Raw genomic sequence first — 17,209 nt, forward strand, 5'->3', positions numbered from 1 at the left:
CAATACCAATTGGAGCTTAAACGCTTTCTCTGGGCGGCAAGTAGCTGTAACGGAAGGGAGACGGAGACACCGCCCCGGAACTTTGCTGAAACTCTGAACGATTGTACCTTTTTAACATTTTCCGGTTCCGTTATCAATCCATTTCTGGACGCGTATCATGCCGTTCCATTTTTGCCGGAAACAGTATAGCAGGGAAATTCCGGGGCCGCTTTCGTTGAATAACTTGACCCGGCGAAATGTGATAGAGTTAACTTTATATATATGAAAGACGGTTGACCTTGATACCCGCTAAACTGAACGCCTATGAAGGAGGACTGGATGAAAGGGAGAGCTGGAGGAGGAGCGGCAGGGAGGAAAGGCGCTGAGGCAAAGACATCGGCGGCGGAGCGGTATTTCAGGGCGGTAAATTACATCGCGGCTGCCCAGATATACCTGAAGGACAACCCCCTCATGGAGGAGCCCTTGAAGCTTGAGCACATCAAGGAACGGCTCCTGGGGCATTGGGGCACGGCGCCCGGCATAAACCTCACCTGCCTGCACCTCAATAGGCTGATACTCAAGACCAACGCGAGCGTGCTCTTCGTGACCGGCCCAGGGCACGGCGCGGCCGCAAACCTCGCCAACATGTACCTCGAGGGGGCGTTAACGCTCTTCTATCCCGAGCTTACCCTCGACAGGGAAGGTCTCGGGAGGCTCATAAAATGGTTCTCCTGGCCCGACAAGTTCCCGAGCCATCTGAACCCGGCGCTCCCGGGGGTCATCCACGAGGGCGGGGAGCTCGGGTACGCCCTCTCCACGTCTTACGGGACCGTCCTCGACAACCCCGGCCTCATAACCGCGTGCCTGGTGGGCGACGGAGAGGCCGAGACAGGCCCCACTGCCGGGGCCTGGCACATGAACAAGTTCATAAACCCGGCCACCGACGGCGCGGTGCTCCCCATACTCCACCTGAACGGCTTCAAGATTTCCTCGCCTACCATATTCGGCACCATGACCGACAAGGAGCTTACGGACCTCTTCACCGGCTACGGCCATTCGGTGGAGATAGTCTCCGCAGGGCCCCGGGTGCACGAGGAGTACGACGCCGTCCTCGAACGCGCGTACGCAGCTATACGGAAACTCCAGGAAGATTCAAGGAGCGGCAGGAGGCCGGAGCGGCCTTCGTGGCCCATGATAATTATGAAGACCCCCAAGGGCTGGACAGGGCCAAAGAAGATGGACGGCAAGATGATAGAAGGCTCGTTCAGGTCGCACCAGGTGCCGGGAAAGGACCTTAAGGCAAACCCGGCCCATCTGAAAGCCGTGGAGGAGTGGCTCCGCTCCTACAGGCCCTGGGAGCTATTCGAAAAGGACGGCAGGCCCGCGGAGGACATCCTTTCCCAGTGCCCGAAAGGCGACCTCCGGATGTCCATGAACCCGCATAGCTTCGGCGGCGAAAGGAGAATCCCCCTCAATATGCCCCGTCTCGACGAGCACTGGGTAAAAGTTGAGGCGAAGGGCGTGAAGGAGGCGAGCGCCATGGAGGTGCTCGGCAGGTATTTCAAAGAGCTCATGGTCGAAAACCGGAAAGAGCGTAATTTCCGCATAGTCTGCCCTGACGAGCTCGAATCGAACAGGCTCGAGGCCGTGCTGGACGTGACCAGCAGGCAGTACGCCTGGCCCGTACCTCCCGGCTCCGAGAAGATCGGGCCCGAGGGCATGGTGCTGGAGGTGCTTAGCGAGCACAACTGCCAGGGCTGGCTGCAGGGCTATCTCCTTACAGGCAGGCACGGGGTCTTCCCGTGCTACGAGGCCTTCCTCCAGATAGTCGACGGCATGGCGAACCAGTATTCGAAATTCCTTAAATCCGCGCTCGAAGTGCCCTGGAGGAAGCCCATATCGTCACTTAACTTCATACTCACATCCGAGGCCTGGAGGCAGGAGCACAACGGCTATTCCCACCAGGGCCCCGGCTTCATAAATAACCTCCTCACGAAAAAGGGCTACATCTACCGCATATATCTTCCGCCCGACGCGAACACGCTCCTTTGCACCATGTATAACTGCCTCAAATCCACCGACCAGATAAACCTCGTGATAGCGAGCAAGCAGCCGATGGTACAGTGGCTCACAATGACCGAAGCCGCCGAGAACTGCAGGGCGGGTATAGGCGTCTGGGACTGGGCCTCCACCAACGGCGGCGAGGACCCGGAGCTTGTGCTTGCGGCAAGCGGAAACAATCTCACCCTCGAGGCCATGGCCGCCGCTGAGATACTCCGCGAGGAGGCCCCGGACTGGCGGATACGGGTCGTGAACGTCATAGACATACTCGTCCTCGGCATACCCCAGAAATACCCCGGCGGCCTCGACGAGGCAAGGTTCCAGAGGATATTTCCGCTCGGCTGCCCCGTGCTCTTTAACTTCCACGGGTATACGGCGGCCATAAAGCAGCTCGTATGGGAAAGGCCGGGAAACGACAGGTTCGACATAAACGGCTACAGGGAGGAGGGCACCACGACGACCCCCTTCGACATGCACGTCCGTAACAGGACGAGCCGCTACCACCTGGTCCTCCAGGCCGCTGAAAAGATAGCCCTGGTGAGCCCCGGCAGGGCCGGCCTTGCCGAGAAGCTCGTAATGAAATACTCGAAAAAACTGATAGACCACAGCTCATACATAGACCGCTACGGAGTTGACCCGCCCGAAATACTCGAATGGAAATGGGAGGACCGCAGGGGCGGGAGATGATATCCCGCCCCGCCTCGCATCCGTTTGACTAATCCCGATAAGGATATAAACTATACGTAAACAACACGGGTTAGTAACCTTTTCGCGGCTTTTTTTGTTATTTGCGGCGAAATCTACCTTCCGGCGATGGAGATAGGGGCGAATATCGAGGGAGCTGGATGCCGGTTTACGGTCTGGGCGCCTGAAGCCTCGGTCCTGTGCCTCGTTATACAGGCTGCGGGAGAGGACTCCTGGCGCGCGGTCCAGATGGAGAGAGACGGGTCCGGCTATTGGAGCGCTCTGGTCCCGGGCGCCGGGGCCGGGTCGAGGTATCGCTTCTCCCCCGACGGGAGGGAGCGGGCAGACCCCGCTTCCCATTACCAGCCGCTCGGAGTGAAAGGCCCCTCGGAGGTGGTCGACCACGCGTCCTTCCAGTGGGACGATGGCGCATGGAAAGCGCCAAGCCCAGCCGACATGGTCATCTACGAGGTCCATCCCGGCACGTTCACGCGCGAAGGAGACCTGCTATCCATTATCCCGAGGCTTGCATCACTCAGGGACCTCGGCGTGAACGCGCTTGAGCTCATGCCTGTCGCCCAGTTCCCCGGAGAGAGGAACTGGGGCTATGACGGCGTATTCCCTTTTTCGGTGCAGAATACCTATGGCGGCCCCGACGCGCTCAAGCGCCTCGTAAACGAATGCCACAGTCAGGGCATGGCCGTCATACTGGACGTGGTCTATAACCACTTCGGCCCCGAGGGGAACTACATAGGCGAATTCGGCCCCTACTTCACTGACAGGTACAGGACACCCTGGGGGGATGCCGTGAACTTCGACGGCAGGGGGAGCGACCACGTGCGGGAGTTCTTTATAAAAAACGCCCTCCACTGGTTTGAGCGCTACCACATCGACGCGCTCCGGCTCGACGCAATACACGCCATAATAGACATGAGCGCGAACCCGTTCCTCCGTGCGCTAAGAGACAGGGTCGCGGAATACTCATCCGGCAAGGGCCGGGCCTTTCTCCTTTTCGCCGAAAGCGACCTGAACGACACCAGGGCAGTCTCAAAAGGGGAATACGGCCTGGGCCTTGACGCGCTCTGGTCCGACGACTTCCACCACTCTGTCCACGCGCTCATAACAGGCGAGCGGGGCGGCTATTATGCCGATTTCGGCGAGGTCCGCCACCTTGCCAAGGCCATGAACGACGGATTTACCTACTCGGGACAGTATTCCGCATACAGGGGCCGGAGCTTCGGGAGCCCCTCGGCAGGCGTACCAAAGGACCGCTTCATAGTCTCGGTCCAGAACCATGACCAGGTCGGGAACCGGATGCTCGGCGACAGGCTCTCAAGGCTCGCCTCCTTCGAGGGGCTTAAGCTCGCGGCCGGGCTCCTCCTCCTTTCACCCTATGTCCCGCTCCTTTTCATGGGGGAGGAATACGGCGAGGAGGCGCCGTTCCTCTACTTCATCGACCACAGGGGCAAGGAGCTCGTTCGCGCCGTAAGGGAAGGAAGAAAAAAGGAATTCGAGGCCTTCAAATGGGACGCGGACCCGCCTGACCCGGCAAGCATCGAGACGTTCCTTGAATCCAAAATAGACTGGGAAAAGAGGGGCGCAGGGCGGCAGAAGACCCTCCTCGAACTATACAGGACTCTTATAATGCTCCGCCGGGAATTCCCCGCCCTGGCGGCCGGGGGGACCGTAAGAGCGACCGCGCTTGAGGACGAGAAGACGATGCTCCTTTCAAGGGAGGCAAAAGGAGAGCGCGTATTCGCCGTCTTCAATTTCAGCCGGGACGAGGCAAGGATAAGGCGGCCGCTCACGGAAGGCAGGTGGGCAAGGGTCCTGGACTCCTCCTGCAAGGAATGGGACGGGCCTGGCTCGCTCCTCCCTGCGTCCATGGAAGCCGGCGTTACGGACGGTGACTTCGTTCTTCATCCGGAGAGCTTCGTCCTTTACGCGAAAGAGGGGCGCTGAGTGGAAAAGTACATCTGCATACACGGCCACTTTTACCAGCCCCCGAGGGAAAACCCCTGGCTCGAAAGGATAGAGCTCCAGGACTCGGCGCACCCCTATCACGACTGGAACCAGAGGATAACCGAGGAGTGCTACGAGCCGAATTCGGCCGCCCGCATCCTGGGGCCGGACCTTAAGATAATCGAGATAACGAACAACTACTCGAAGATAAGCTTCAATTTCGGCCCTACGCTCCTTTATAACATGCAGACCGACAGCCCCGAGGTATACAGGAACGTAATCGAGGCCGACCGGATGAGCATGGATGGCAATGGCGGCCGCGGCTCTGCGATAGCCCAGGTCTATAACCACATGATCATGCCGCTCGCCACGAGAACGGACAAGCGGACCCAGGCGGTCTGGGGCATAAGGGATTTCAAGGCAAGGTTCGGGAGGGACCCGGAAGGCATGTGGCTCCCCGAGACTGCAGTGGACATCGAAACTCTCGAGGTCCTTTCCGAGCTCGGAATGAAATTCACGATACTCGCCCCGAGGCAGGCGCGGCGGGTAAGGAAGACCGCGAAGGGCGCAAGGTGGAAGGAACTCTCAGGCGAGGACGTCGACACAACAATTCCGTACCTCTGCTTACTGCCTTCGGGCAGGTCGATAGCACTCTTCTTCTACAACGGGCAGATATCGAGGGACGTGGGTTTCGGGAACCTCCTCGACAACGGCGAGAACTTCGCGATGAGGCTTGAGGACGCCTTCCCGCCGGACGATGGCAGGGAGGCGGCCCTCGTGCACATAGCGACCGACGGAGAGTCGTACGGCCACCACCACAGGCACGGCGACATGGCGCTTTCCTACTGCCTCTACCACATAGAGACCAAGGGGCTTGCGAAGCTCACAAACTACGGCGAGTACCTTGAGAAGTTCCCGCCTGAAAACCTGGTCGAGATTCACGAGAACTCGTCCTGGAGCTGCGTGCATGGAGTGGAGCGCTGGAGGGCCGACTGCGGCTGCAATACCGGAGGATACCCCCTCTGGAACCAGTCATGGAGGGGGCCGCTAAGGGAAGCATTCGACTGGCTGAGGGACACCCTCGCCCCGGTCTATGAAAGGGAGGCCTCGGCCCTGCTAAAGGACCCCTGGGCGGCCAGGGACGCGTATATAGATGTCATAAACGACAGGTCCAGGGAGAGAGTGGAGGCCTTTTTCGCAAAGCACGCGGCGGGGCAGCTCGGGAATGGCGAAAAGGTGCGGGCCCTCAAGCTCCTTGAGATGCAGAGGAACTCGCAGCTCATGTACACGAGCTGCGGGTGGTTCTTCGACGAGGTCTCCGGCATAGAAGGCGTGCAGGTCATGATGTACGCCTCGATGGCAATGCAGCTCGCGGAGGAGGCCGCCGGGGTCTCTCTCGAATCCGGGTTCGAGGGAAGGCTCGAACGCACGCCTAGCAACGTCTTCGGGAACGCCCGGAACGCATACGACAGGTTCGTAAGGGCCTCCAGTGTCGATCTCCTCCGGGTCGGGGCGCACCACGCGATATCCTCGCTCTTCGAGGAATACTCGAAGAAGACCTCCATATACGCCTTCGAGGCCGAAAACGAGTTCTACGAGAAAATAGAGTCAGGCAAGCACAAGCTCGCGCTGGGAAAGACGGTCATAAGGTCGAAGGTTTCCTGGGAAGAGGCACAGCTCTCGTCGGCGGTCCTCCATCTCGGCGAGATGAGCGTGAACTGCGGAATAAGGTTCTTCCGGAGCGAGGAGGAATTCATGCTCGCCGAGCAGGAGCTTAAAAGCGCCTTTGACCGGGGCGATATCCCCGAAGTAATAAGGCTGATGGACAGGCATTTCGGCGCGGCAAACTATTCGCTATGGCACCTCTTCAGGGACGAGCAGAGAAAGATCGTAAACGAGATACTTCACCTCACGAGCCGCGACATAGAAGGCTTCCACAGGCATATATTCGAGAGCAACTTCGGGACCATGGATTTCCTCCGGAAACTCGGGGTGCCGCTCCCCAGGCCGCTCGGGGTCTCGGCCGAGTTCATTTTGAACCATGATCTCGAGGCGGTGCTGAAGGAGAAGGAGCTTAATCTCGAGAAGTTCCGGGGCATCATAAAAAAATCGAGGCACCTTGCCGTCCAGATAGACCAGGAGAACATCGGCTATTTCGCGAGCGCCTGGATAACCGGGCGCATGGAGGAGGTGCGCGGGGACTCGATGAAGCTGGAGGAGATAGAGAAGCTCAGGGAAGCGCTGAAGCTCCTTCGGACAACACCCGTAAAGCTAAAGCTCTGGAAGGCGCAGAACCTCTACTTCGCCCTCGGCAGGAAGGTCCTGGCCGTCGCCCGCGAAAAGGCGGCGGAAGGCGACGAGGCCTCACGGAGATGGGTCGAGGCATTCGAGGACCTCGGAAACTACTTCCACGTAAGCGTCTCCTGAATATGCGGGTCCCCTCCTCCACATACAGGCTGCAGATCAATTCATTTTTCCGCTTTAAAGACGCATCCGATATTGTCGATTACCTCCATGCACTCGGCATCTCTGACATATACGCCTCGCCGGTCTTCAGGGCGCGGAAGGGGAGCCCCCACGGCTACGACATAGTGGACCACGGGAGTATCAACCCCGAGGTCGGTACAATCGAGGAGCTTGAATCGCTTTTCGGAAGGCTCAGGGGTTTGGGGATGGGATGGCTCCAGGACTTCGTGCCCAACCACATGGCCTATGACGGGGAGAACGGGCTCCTGATGGACGTGCTCGAAAAGGGGCGGGCTTCGAGGTACGCGGGCTTTTTCGATATCGAATGGGACCACCCGTACGAAGGTATAAAGGAGAAGGTGCTGGCCCCTTTTCTCGGCCGCATCTACGGGGAGGCGCTCGAAGGGGGCGAGATACGGCTCGACTACTCGGACGACGGCCTTAAGGTGAGATACTATGAGACGAGCTTTCCCCTCAGGATAGATTCCTACCAGGTCTTCCTTTCGCACCTCTCAAGGAAGCTCGTAATGAAGCTAGGGAAGGAGCACCCTGATTACGTCAAGCTCCTCGGGATACGGTACGTCTTGAAGACCCTTGCCGCGGGCGGCGAGGCCGAGCTCGGGGACCAGGCCGTTTTCGTAAAGAGGATGCTCTGGGAGCTCTATACCGGAAACCGGGATTTCAGGTTTCAGCTCGACGAGAGCCTTGCCGCCTTCAACGGCTCCCCGGGCGATCCGGAGAGCTACAATCTTCTTGATAAGCTCCTCTCCGAGCAGTCCTTCAAGCTCGCGTTCTGGAAGGTGGCGGCAGAGGAGACGAACTACAGGAGGTTCTTCAACATCAACGGCCTCATTACGCTCCGTACTGAGGACGAAGAGGTCTTCGAGAAGACCCACGCACTCATTTTGAGGCTCCTCCGTAACGGGGCAACGGGCGTGAGACTAGACCACATAGACGGGCTCTTGAACCCCCTTGAGTACCTACGGAAGCTCAGAGACCGGGCGGGAGACGCCTACATTGTAGTCGAGAAGATACTCGGGAGCGGCGAGGCCCTGCCTCAAGCCTGGCCGGTCGAGGGCACGACAGGCTACGATTTCATGTCGGCCCTTAACGGCATCTTCTGCGACACTACCCACGAGTCCAGGTTCACGCGCATATACTCGAGCTTCACGGGCATAAAATCGAGGTACGCCTACCTTTTCCACGAGAAGAAAAAGCTCATCACCGAGATGGACATGATGAGCGACGTATCGAACCTCGCACAGCTACTGAAGCTTACCCTTAGCCGCGACAGGCACGGTAGCGACATCACGCTTCCCGGCCTAAAGAGGGCCATAGTCGAAGTCATGGCGGCATTCCCGGTCTACAGGACCTACATATGCGCCGAGTCCGTGACAGAGACGGATTTGAGGTACATAAGGGAAGCGGTCGAGAGCGCCATTGCCCGGAACCCGGCCCTCTATAACGAGCTTGCATTTATCGGCAAGGTCCTGGCCCTGGACTTCAGGGAATACCAGGGCGAGGAGGAAAAGGGCGAATGGCTTAAATTCGTGATGCGCTTCCAGCAGTTCACGGGGCCGCTTATGGCCAAGGGCATCGAGGACACGCTCTTTTACGTCTACAACAGGCTCATCTCCCTCAACGAGGTTGGCTCATCTCCGGGACAGTTCGGCTCTACGGTCGAGGCCTTCCATTCAAGGAACAGGATAGCCGCGAAATCCCGCCCGCATTCCATGAGCGCCACCTCCACCCACGACACGAAAAGGGGCGAGGACGCGAGGGCCCGGATAAACGTGCTTTCCGAGATGCCGGGGGAATGGGAAGCGGCCCTCCGGAGGTGGAGCGCCGTGAACAGGAAAAGGAAGCGGAGGGCCGGGGGCCTTGGCGTGCCGGACAGGAATGACGAGTACTTCCTCTACCAGACTTTGTTGGGCTCTTTCCCCTTCGGAGACGGTGGCCTTTCGGAGTACCGCGAGCGCATAAAGGCGTACATGAAAAAAGCCGTCCGCGAGGCCAAGATACATACCGCGTGGCTACGGCCTGACATGGAGTATGAGGAAGGTTTCATGCAGTTCATAGACGCCATTCTGAGCTCGCCTGAGAACGGGTTTCTTAAGGAGTTCCTTCCCCTCCAGAAAAAGACCGCCTGGTACGGGATGATCAACTCGCTATCGCAGCTCGTCCTCAAGGCCGCCTCGCCCGGCGTGCCGGACTTCTATCAGGGGACCGAGCTCTGGGACCTAAGCCTCGTAGACCCTGACAACCGCCGCCCGGTCGATTTCGGAAAGAGAAAGGCCCTGCTTGACGAGATTATAAATCGGACCGCCGAGGACCGCAGTGCGTTCATAAGAGAGCTCCTTGCCGCGCCCGAGGACGGGAGGATCAAGCTCTTCGTAACCCACGCGGCCCTGAATGAAAGGAGGTCGCATCACGAGCTTTTCAGGGGCGGCGCTTACGAGCCCATTGAGACGGAAGGCAGGCTCAGGCGGCACCTCGTCGCCTTTGCAAGGGTGCTCGGCGAAAAAGCAGCTATGGTGCTTGCCCCGCGTTTCATGACTCAGGTCGTGCTTGAAAGGCAATGGCCCCTCGGCCCGGAGGTCTGGGAGGGAACTTTCCTCCGACTTCCCGAGGGGCTTAAGTACGCCTCGTGGCAAGACGCGTTCACCGGACGGGAATTGAAATTGAACGGGGTACAGGAGGCCGGGGCAGTGCTCGGCTCCTTCCCTGCCGCGCTCCTTATAAAAATGTAACCCTTTGAGAGAGCGCCCTCGCAATCCGGACCGGCCCGGTACCGGTCATGAGAGCGGAGGCCGCCAGATAGGCCGCGAGGCCGGAAGAGAGCTTGAGGAGCGGCCCGTCCAGGAGCGTCATGCATCCGGACATGCAGGCCGAGGCCAGGAGGCACTTACTTATAAACCCGAGCGGGAACGCAAAGCCCATCCTTCCGAGAACGGCCGAATAGGCAGCGAGACCTGCCCCTTCCGCGAGGACGAGCGACCAGGCCGCGCCCGAAAGCCCCCATTCGGGTATGAGGGCAAAAGAAAGCGCGGCTGAAGCGGCTGCCATGGCCGACGAGACCGCGAGGTTTCTGGCCCCGTGAGACCCCGCGTTCAGCGCGGACCTCGCGCACGTATTAAAGAATGAAATCGCGGTCGCCCATATGAGGACGCCCAAGGCCTTCGAGGCCGGGCTGAACGTGCCCCCCCCGAAAAGGACCGCAATCTCATCCGATAGCTCGACAGCCCCGACGGCCAGCGGCATGGCCATGAACGCCATTATGCCGGCGCTCTTCCTGAAATAGGCGCTCAATATCCCCTGGCCCGCCTGGCCTGATTGAGAGGCCATGAGCGGAAAAAAGGAATGCATAAGGGCCTCTGGGACTATCCTCAGGGAGGTGGTGAGCCTGAAGGCGAGCGCGTAATAACCCATCGCGTCGATACTGCCGTAGAGGAAGAGGACGACTGAGCCGAGCATGACATAAAACGTATTGAGCGAGTTGGAAAGCCCTATGGGCAGGGCCTCTCTAAGCATCCCCGAGTAAGATACCTTTTCCCAGGTAGAGCCAGGAGCTGCCCTGTATGAGAGTACGGCGAGGATGATGAATCCGGGGAGGTTCGAGAGGACGTAGACTGCCGTTATGGCCTCTACTCCCGCGCCCGTGTAGACGGCCCCCAGTACCGCCAAAAGGCCGATGCCCTCAGATGCTATTCCCAGCGCGGCGCTTACGCGCATACTGAGCGACGCCCTGAAAGGGGTCTCAAGGAACCACCTGAAGGTCACGTCCCTGAAAGAGAAGACGAGCCCCAGAGAGGCCAGGGCCGTAATAAAGAGCGCGTCCCTCTCAAAGCCGAGGGCCGCCCCGCCCCCTATTGCCGCTGAGATAGATGCAAGCGTCGAGATGACGCCAAGCCTAAGCCCCTTGCGGTAGACGTCCCCCGCCTTTTGGGGCTCCGCCCTCATGCGCCGTATCATGACGGTAGTAAGCCCCGCCTCGGTAACGGCGCTGAAAAATACGATATAGAAAAAAGCGAAGGAGAACAGGCCGAAACCTGCTACGCCGAGGTGGCGGGCGAGGACGATCACGAGCGCGATGCTCGAGGCCTTGTTGAAGGCGCTCGGAAGGAGCAGCCAGAAGGTGTTTTTAAAGACCCTGTCCATCAAACGGTTTTAAAGCTACTGGCCCCAGCCCTCCCTCTTGAACTCCCCTGTTAAAAAGGAGAGGCTCCCAAGGCCGTATACGATAAGGGTTAGCCAGCAGGCTACCGGATGAAATAGCCATGCTATGTCGGGCTTGCGGCTGTACCCCCGCACGGCCTGTGAGATTAAAGGCAGCACAGTAAGGCATGAGAAGACGAAGCTTGCGACAGCATGCCTCCCGACCCCGTTCCAGGGGTATTCCCTCATGCCGAGCCTCTCGTAATGGCGGAAGTCCCGTATCCTCCTCATCTGCTTCCTTATAAACGTTCTCGTATCGCCTGAAAAGATGTGGACGATTCCGGTCCTGACCTTGGCCAGGCGTGCCCCCGGATGCCTCCTGAGGAGCCAGCGTATCATGTCTATGTCGAAGAGATACCCCCCTGCCCCGGCGCCTTCGAGGGCGGATTTCCGGACCATAAACCCGTTCGCGCCCATAGTAGGGTAGCGGGCCGGATCGAGCTCGAGCTTGAACCAGCTCCCCTTGTCCTCCGCCCTGTAGGGCATCTCGGTCCACCTTCCGGTCACGGCCGAGTACCTGTCGTAGTTGCCAGCGAATAGGCAGAAAGGGTCGTTCATGCCGAGGTGCGAGCAATACCGCGTTATGAAGCCGTCGCCCGCCCTGCACGCGTATTCGAGCGGTTCTGCGCCGATTACGCCGGAATCGGCGAACGGCTCGGCCATCCTCTTAAGCCATCCGATATCCGGGAGGACGTTATCCGAGTCTATGAAGGCGATTAGCTCCCCCCTGGCCTCCTTAAGGCCCGCGGCTTTGCCCGCCTCGCCGGTCTTTAGCGGGTTCCGGACCACCCTGACTTCGAAGGGGCCCCTGGCTTCGGCGAGCCTGACCATATCGAGGGTGTAGTCAGTGGAGCCGCCGTCGGCTATGATTATCTCGAGCTTGTCTGCCGGCCAGTCCTGCCCGGAGATACTCTTCAGGCACTCATCCAGGGTCTTCCCGGAATTGAGGGTCGGAATCACAACCGAGACTAACGGGAACACTGCATTACGGTTCATGCGGCCTCCTCAAAAACCTTCCGGGATCTTCCAGGATAGATTCCCGGCAGCCCTTTAAATAAATTGGGAATACTTAAAATCACGTCAGGCTGCTCAAAAAACTCAAGATTCAAGGAGTCGAAAAATGAGGAATGGCGTACTTTCCTCGTACGCCGGAGTATCTAAATTTGAAAACGACGCAGCAGATTGGGCTTTTTCAGCAGCCTCAACCTAAGTGGCCGCGTCTTTCCCGAGCCCTTTTGGCCTCGCCTTGAAGTCCGAGAGGTGACCGAGGAGCTTAAACCCCGCGTTCACCAGGAACTTGAGGTCGTCGATGCTCCTTATGCCCATGACCTTCCTCGCCAGGAACGCCGGGCTGAGCGCCGCCTTGTAGAGCCCCCGAGTAAGCGTCCTCGCGTCTTCGTCAGAAAGAGGGGAGCGCCAGACCGAGCCGCTCATGTCATATCGGTCCCAGTCCTCGGTCGTGAGCCATCCGTTCTTCCTCGCTTCCTCGAAAAGCGGGGTGCCGGGATACGGGACAACGATCGTCGCCTGGAGAGAGTCTATGTACCCCTTCCTGAACATTTCCCTTGCGAAGGCTATTGTCTCTTCCGCGTCCTCCTTCGTCTCCCAGGGATAGCCGACCATGGCCGTTACATGCGGTTCGAGCCCGGCTTCCTTTGCCATCCTGAAGCCCCTCGCTATCTGCTCGGGCCGGAGTCCCTTATCGAGCCTCGAAAGGGTAGCGCGGTTCATGGACTCAAGCCCGAAGAGCACGAACCTGAAGCCCGCCTTTGCCATCAGCTTGTACTCGGATCTCCCGAGCGCGTTTATCCTCATGTTGCAGCCGAACGAGACGTCCCTCCCGTATCCGCGCTCTATCATGCCCTTGCAGAAGGATTCGAGCCATTCGCATGCTGGAAAGGTCCCGCTGTCGTCGAATATCTCCCTTACGCCGTATTTACCGATGAGCATCCCAACCTCGTCGAGGAGCCTTTCCGGGGAAACGCTTCTAAAGTCCCTCCCCGGGTACATGGTCGTCCACGAGCAGAAGCTGCATCTGCCCCACCAGCAATCCCTTCCCGCCATGGTGTAGGTGCCGGGCTTTTTCTTGAAATTCCCGTTTTTTGAGCTGTAAAGTTCCCATCTCGTAAGCTCCCTGTCTATGAACGGGAGCGAGTCCAGGTCGCGTCTTTTTACGGCGTTTCCCGAGTTAATGAACCTGCCGTTCTCCCTGAACCATACGCCGGCTTCAAGCCCGGCAAGCTCCCTGGAAGAGGCAGCGAGCGCTTTAGCAAGGCTTAAGAGCTGGAAATCATAGTCCCCGCCGGCTATCACGAAGTCTACGAGAGAGTTCCGGAGAGACTCCTCGGGAAGCGCCGTAACGTGGTCGCCCATCAGCACGGTCTTCAGGTCCCATGAAGACCTCGATGCCTCTGCCTTCAAGAGGTTTATGATGGCCCAGTGCCTCTTTACGACAGGCGTCTTGGTCTCGAAGGCGATGACGTCGGGCCTTTTCTTCCGTATCCTGGCGAGCCATTCATCAAAAGAGAGGCCCTCCGCTATGGCATCATCCCAGAATACGCCGAAGCCCTCTTTCCTCAAGAGGGTTGCCGCATAGGCCGGGACCATGGGATAGATGTACGTGGGGTTCCTGAACCACTGAAATTGCCTGTTCTGCGAAAGGAGCGGCACGCGGGAGCCGTCGCCGAGGGGCGGGTAGGAGATCGCGACCTTCATCTACCCCTCCGTGATGCGAATCCTTGCATGAACCTGAGCCCGTAGACAATGTGCGTGAGTATTATGCCGGGGACCGAGAGCGCGCCCACCCGGAAGTCTCCTTCCTTGAGTCCTATTCTCACTGACTCCGACGAGACGAGCAGGAAATAGAGGGAGAGGAGCGAGATGTAGAGCGCGCCCATGGAGTTTGAGAAAAAGGAAAGGGGGCCGCCCGCCGCGAGCCACAGGACAAAGAGGCTCGGCACGAAATACTGAAGCCTGAATGAGGTGTCCGGGAGAGCCTTCGCGAAGAGCCCCCGGTGGAACGCGTACCTGCCGACCTGCCTCAAGTGGCCGGAAAAAAGAGGCCGCCTGTGGTGGAAGACCATCGCCTCGGGGTCGTATACAATCCTCTCGCCGAGTCTTCTGGTAAGGTCGTGGCAGAGCTTCGTGTCTTCTCCCGGCCAGTATGCGGTATCGAAGCCGCCGGCGCGCTCGAAGGAGCTTCTTCGTATAATCAGGTTAACGGTCGGGAAATCGTCCACCTCGCGAACCCCGCCCTCGGGCAGGTACCTGTACCCGTACCTGCCGCTTGCGAGCCATGACGAGAAGACGCTCCCCGAGGCCTTCTGCCATACCGAATCGTGCCGGGGGGTGACGGCCGGCCCGCCGACAGCAGCAACGTTCGGTTTTCTGAAATGCCGCACCGCATTCCTCAGCCAGTCCCGGGCCGGGTACGCGTCGTCGTCGAGGAACGCGAACACCTCGCCCCTGGCGTATTTAAGGGCCAGATCCCTTTTCTCGGCCGGGCCGGCCGGACCCGTCGGGATTATCCTCGTCCTGGGGAAGTCGTCCTCCGAAGCCGAATCCGGGAATATGACGACCTCGAAATCATCGTAGTCCAGGGCGAGTATGTGCGGCATCGACTCCCTTATATAATCGTTTATCTCCTTTACGGGTATTATTATGGATACGGTCGGGTTCATCTGCCGGCTATGCCCTCCAGTTTCGCCTGTACGCCGCTTACCGAACGCCTCTCCCTTATTGCCCCCGCAAGGCCCGCGAGCGAGAGGGCGAACGCAGCCGTTCCGGCCGCCAGGGCGACGGCGGTCAAGGATTGCGGCAGCACGGTTATCGCAAGGGGCAGGAGCGCGGAGGCCGTAACGAGCTTAAAGAGAAAGCCCGCGTTCCGGCGCGAGGCGCTGTAGGCCGTAAAAAGCCCGGCCATGGACATAAATCCAGCGGCGACCGCATAATACCTGAGCACCGGGGCGGCCTCGTAAAAGGCCGGGCCAAAGAGAAGGCCCAGTAAATGCCCGGGAAACAATACGAGCACCGGAGCGGCAATGATGAATACCGCGAATGTGCGGAAAAGGCCCCTGTCCAGGAGCTTCAACGCGTGCCTCCCTCTGTGAAATGCGCCACCGAAAAAAGACTCCGATGAGAACGAGGACGCATAGAGGATGGCCTTTCCCAGCACGGAGGCGGCGGCATAGAGCCCTGCCTCCCTCGCCGGGAAATAGAGCTTTACCATTATCAGGTCGATGTTGGTCATGAACGCGAAGGCGGCCGCGTAGACGAGATCATGGAAGCCGGACCAGGGGGCTCTGGCGGCTGGTTTCCTGGCGTCGTTACCCGAAGAAAGGAGCCTGAGAAGCGGCATTGTAGTGAGTACAAAAACCGCCAGGATAGCGCAGGAAAGTCCCGCGACAGCCCCTGCTATGCCAAAACCGGCGGCCGCGAGGGCCCCGCCGAAAAGGAGCTTAAGCGGGCTTAAGAGACCGATTCCGGCCCCAAAGTAGCGGTATCTCCTTAGTCCCTGCAATACCCCGAGATTGGCGGCCAGAATAAAGGCAAACAGGAGCCCGGCTCCCGCGATGACCGGGACCCATTCGCTCCCGAGCCCGAATGCCCTTGTGATGGGCCTTTTCAGGAGCGCTGATACGCACAGGACTACGCCGCCGTAAACTGCCATCCTGATGAACGAAACCCTGTAAAGGCGCCCTGCCTCCGCGCGCCGCCCGCCTGCGTTCAAAGACGAGATCTTTTTTGAGAGCGCCGTCACCATCGCAGCAGCCGGGATGCCTGTTATGAGGATTACCGAAAAAAGCGCGTTCATCGAGCCGAAGTCCTCTACAGAGAGCGTCCTTCCCATGAAGACCTGGAAAAAAAAATTGAAGACCCCCCCGGAGAGGGTTGCGAAAAATAGCACGGTGCCGCTCTTCAAGGCATCCATCACACGACGCCCTTGAGGGCGAAAGTGCCCGATTCAAAAGCGGTCCCATAGTTCCGTATGATATGGAGCCGCAGGAATATCGCGAGCGTGTCAAACCCCATCCTTACGACGTCCGTCGTCCTTATCCTCCCCCACGCGGCCGCTCTTCTGAACGTCATAATGACAGGGGCCTCGGTGACCCTGAAGCCCGCCTCGTGCGCGTGAGCAAGGAGCTCCACATCGAACGCGAATCTCCCGCAGACCACCTTGGGAAACGCCTCCTCAAGCGCTCTGCGGGTGAAGACCTTAAGCCCTGTCTGCGTGTCCATGAGGGGCATCCCGAAAAGCGCCTTGAGGGCCAGGGCGTATGCCCGGCTCAGGACCTTCCTTGACGAAGGATAGCTTATCCTGGAGCCGGCGTGGTGCTTGGAGCCGATGACCACGTCGGACCCCGTGTCCCTCATGGCCCTGAAAAGGCTTATTACCTGTCCAGGATGGAGGTCCAGGTCCGCGTCGAGGAAAATCACCAGGTCCCCCTCGGAGCGCTTGAAGCCCTCGCGAAGGGCGTTGCCCTTTCCGCCGTTCTCACTTAATTTTACGGGGACGATGCTCCCCAGCTCCAGTGCGGCCCTTTGGGTCTGGGCGTACGTGGAATCCGAGCTCCCGTCATCGACGAGTATTATCTCGAACCTCCGGCCTGACTTTTTGAAGACCGAATGGGTCTCCTTGAGGTTCTCGTAAATGTGATGCCCCTCGTTGTAAGCAGGCATTATGACGGATATCTTCCCCTTGAATACCCGCATGTTCCCCCGCGCGAGATCCAAAAAAATGTACCAAGCCCTGAACCGCGCCCCCCAAGGCAGACCGCTGCCGCGAGGCGCGAGTGCCCCTGAAAAACCGATAGCCGCCTTTTACAGATTCGCCTGCGACCCG

10 protein-coding genes are annotated in these 17,209 nt (G+C 59.1%); 4 read left to right on the forward strand and 6 right to left on the reverse strand.

Features of this window, described 5'->3' with window-relative positions; translation table 11 throughout:
- The first annotated feature begins 318 nt into the window (after positions 1 to 318).
- The 4 genes from K8I01_03415 to treY all read left to right on the forward strand — a co-directional run bounded on the left by K8I01_03415 (position 319) and on the right by treY (position 9,902).
- Positions 319 to 2,727: a phosphoketolase family protein gene (locus K8I01_03415; GenBank protein MBZ0219466.1), complete on the forward strand. Its 2,409-nt coding sequence runs from the start codon at positions 319 to 321 to the stop codon at positions 2,725 to 2,727.
- Positions 2,728 to 2,853: 126 nt separating this feature from the next.
- Positions 2,854 to 4,686: a malto-oligosyltrehalose trehalohydrolase gene (treZ, locus tag K8I01_03420; GenBank protein MBZ0219467.1), complete on the forward strand. Its 1,833-nt coding sequence runs from the start codon at positions 2,854 to 2,856 to the stop codon at positions 4,684 to 4,686.
- Positions 4,687 to 7,113, forward strand: a complete 2,427-nt coding sequence (locus K8I01_03425; protein ID MBZ0219468.1) for a DUF3536 domain-containing protein — start codon at positions 4,687 to 4,689, stop codon at positions 7,111 to 7,113.
- Between the two features lie 2 nt (positions 7,114 to 7,115).
- Positions 7,116 to 9,902: a malto-oligosyltrehalose synthase gene (gene treY / locus K8I01_03430; protein MBZ0219469.1), complete on the forward strand. Its 2,787-nt coding sequence runs from the start codon at positions 7,116 to 7,118 to the stop codon at positions 9,900 to 9,902.
- Here the strand turns inward: treY and K8I01_03435 are convergent.
- From K8I01_03435 to K8I01_03460, 6 genes are all read right to left on the reverse strand, one after another.
- Positions 9,889 to 11,310: an oligosaccharide flippase family protein gene (locus tag K8I01_03435; protein ID MBZ0219470.1), complete on the reverse strand. Its 1,422-nt coding sequence runs from the start codon at positions 11,308 to 11,310 to the stop codon at positions 9,889 to 9,891. The two genes, treY and K8I01_03435, sit on opposite strands and share 14 nt — an antisense overlap.
- Before the next feature lie 15 nt (positions 11,311 to 11,325).
- Positions 11,326 to 12,363: a glycosyltransferase family 2 protein gene (locus K8I01_03440; GenBank protein MBZ0219471.1), complete on the reverse strand. Its 1,038-nt coding sequence runs from the start codon at positions 12,361 to 12,363 to the stop codon at positions 11,326 to 11,328.
- A gap of 210 nt (positions 12,364 to 12,573) precedes the next feature.
- A complete protein-coding gene (locus K8I01_03445; protein MBZ0219472.1) occupies positions 12,574 to 14,082 on the reverse strand; it encodes a radical SAM protein in 1,509 nt (502 codons plus the stop codon).
- Complete coding sequence (locus K8I01_03450) at positions 14,079 to 15,047, reverse strand: glycosyltransferase (GenBank protein ID MBZ0219473.1); 969 nt, start codon at positions 15,045 to 15,047, stop codon at positions 14,079 to 14,081. The genes K8I01_03445 and K8I01_03450 overlap by 4 nt, the downstream gene beginning before the upstream one ends.
- A complete protein-coding gene (locus K8I01_03455; protein ID MBZ0219474.1) occupies positions 15,044 to 16,297 on the reverse strand; it encodes a hypothetical protein in 1,254 nt (417 codons plus the stop codon). Before K8I01_03455 ends, K8I01_03450 begins: the two co-directional genes overlap by 4 nt.
- Entirely contained in the window at positions 16,297 to 17,079 is a 783-nt protein-coding gene (locus tag K8I01_03460; protein MBZ0219475.1) for a glycosyltransferase family 2 protein, read from the reverse strand. Before K8I01_03460 ends, K8I01_03455 begins: the two co-directional genes overlap by 1 nt.
- Positions 17,080 to 17,209 lie beyond the last annotated feature (130 nt).

It is taken from the genome of Deltaproteobacteria bacterium, assembly GCA_019912665.1.
Taxonomy (GTDB): domain Bacteria; phylum Desulfobacterota; class GWC2-55-46; order GWC2-55-46; family GWC2-55-46; genus UBA5799.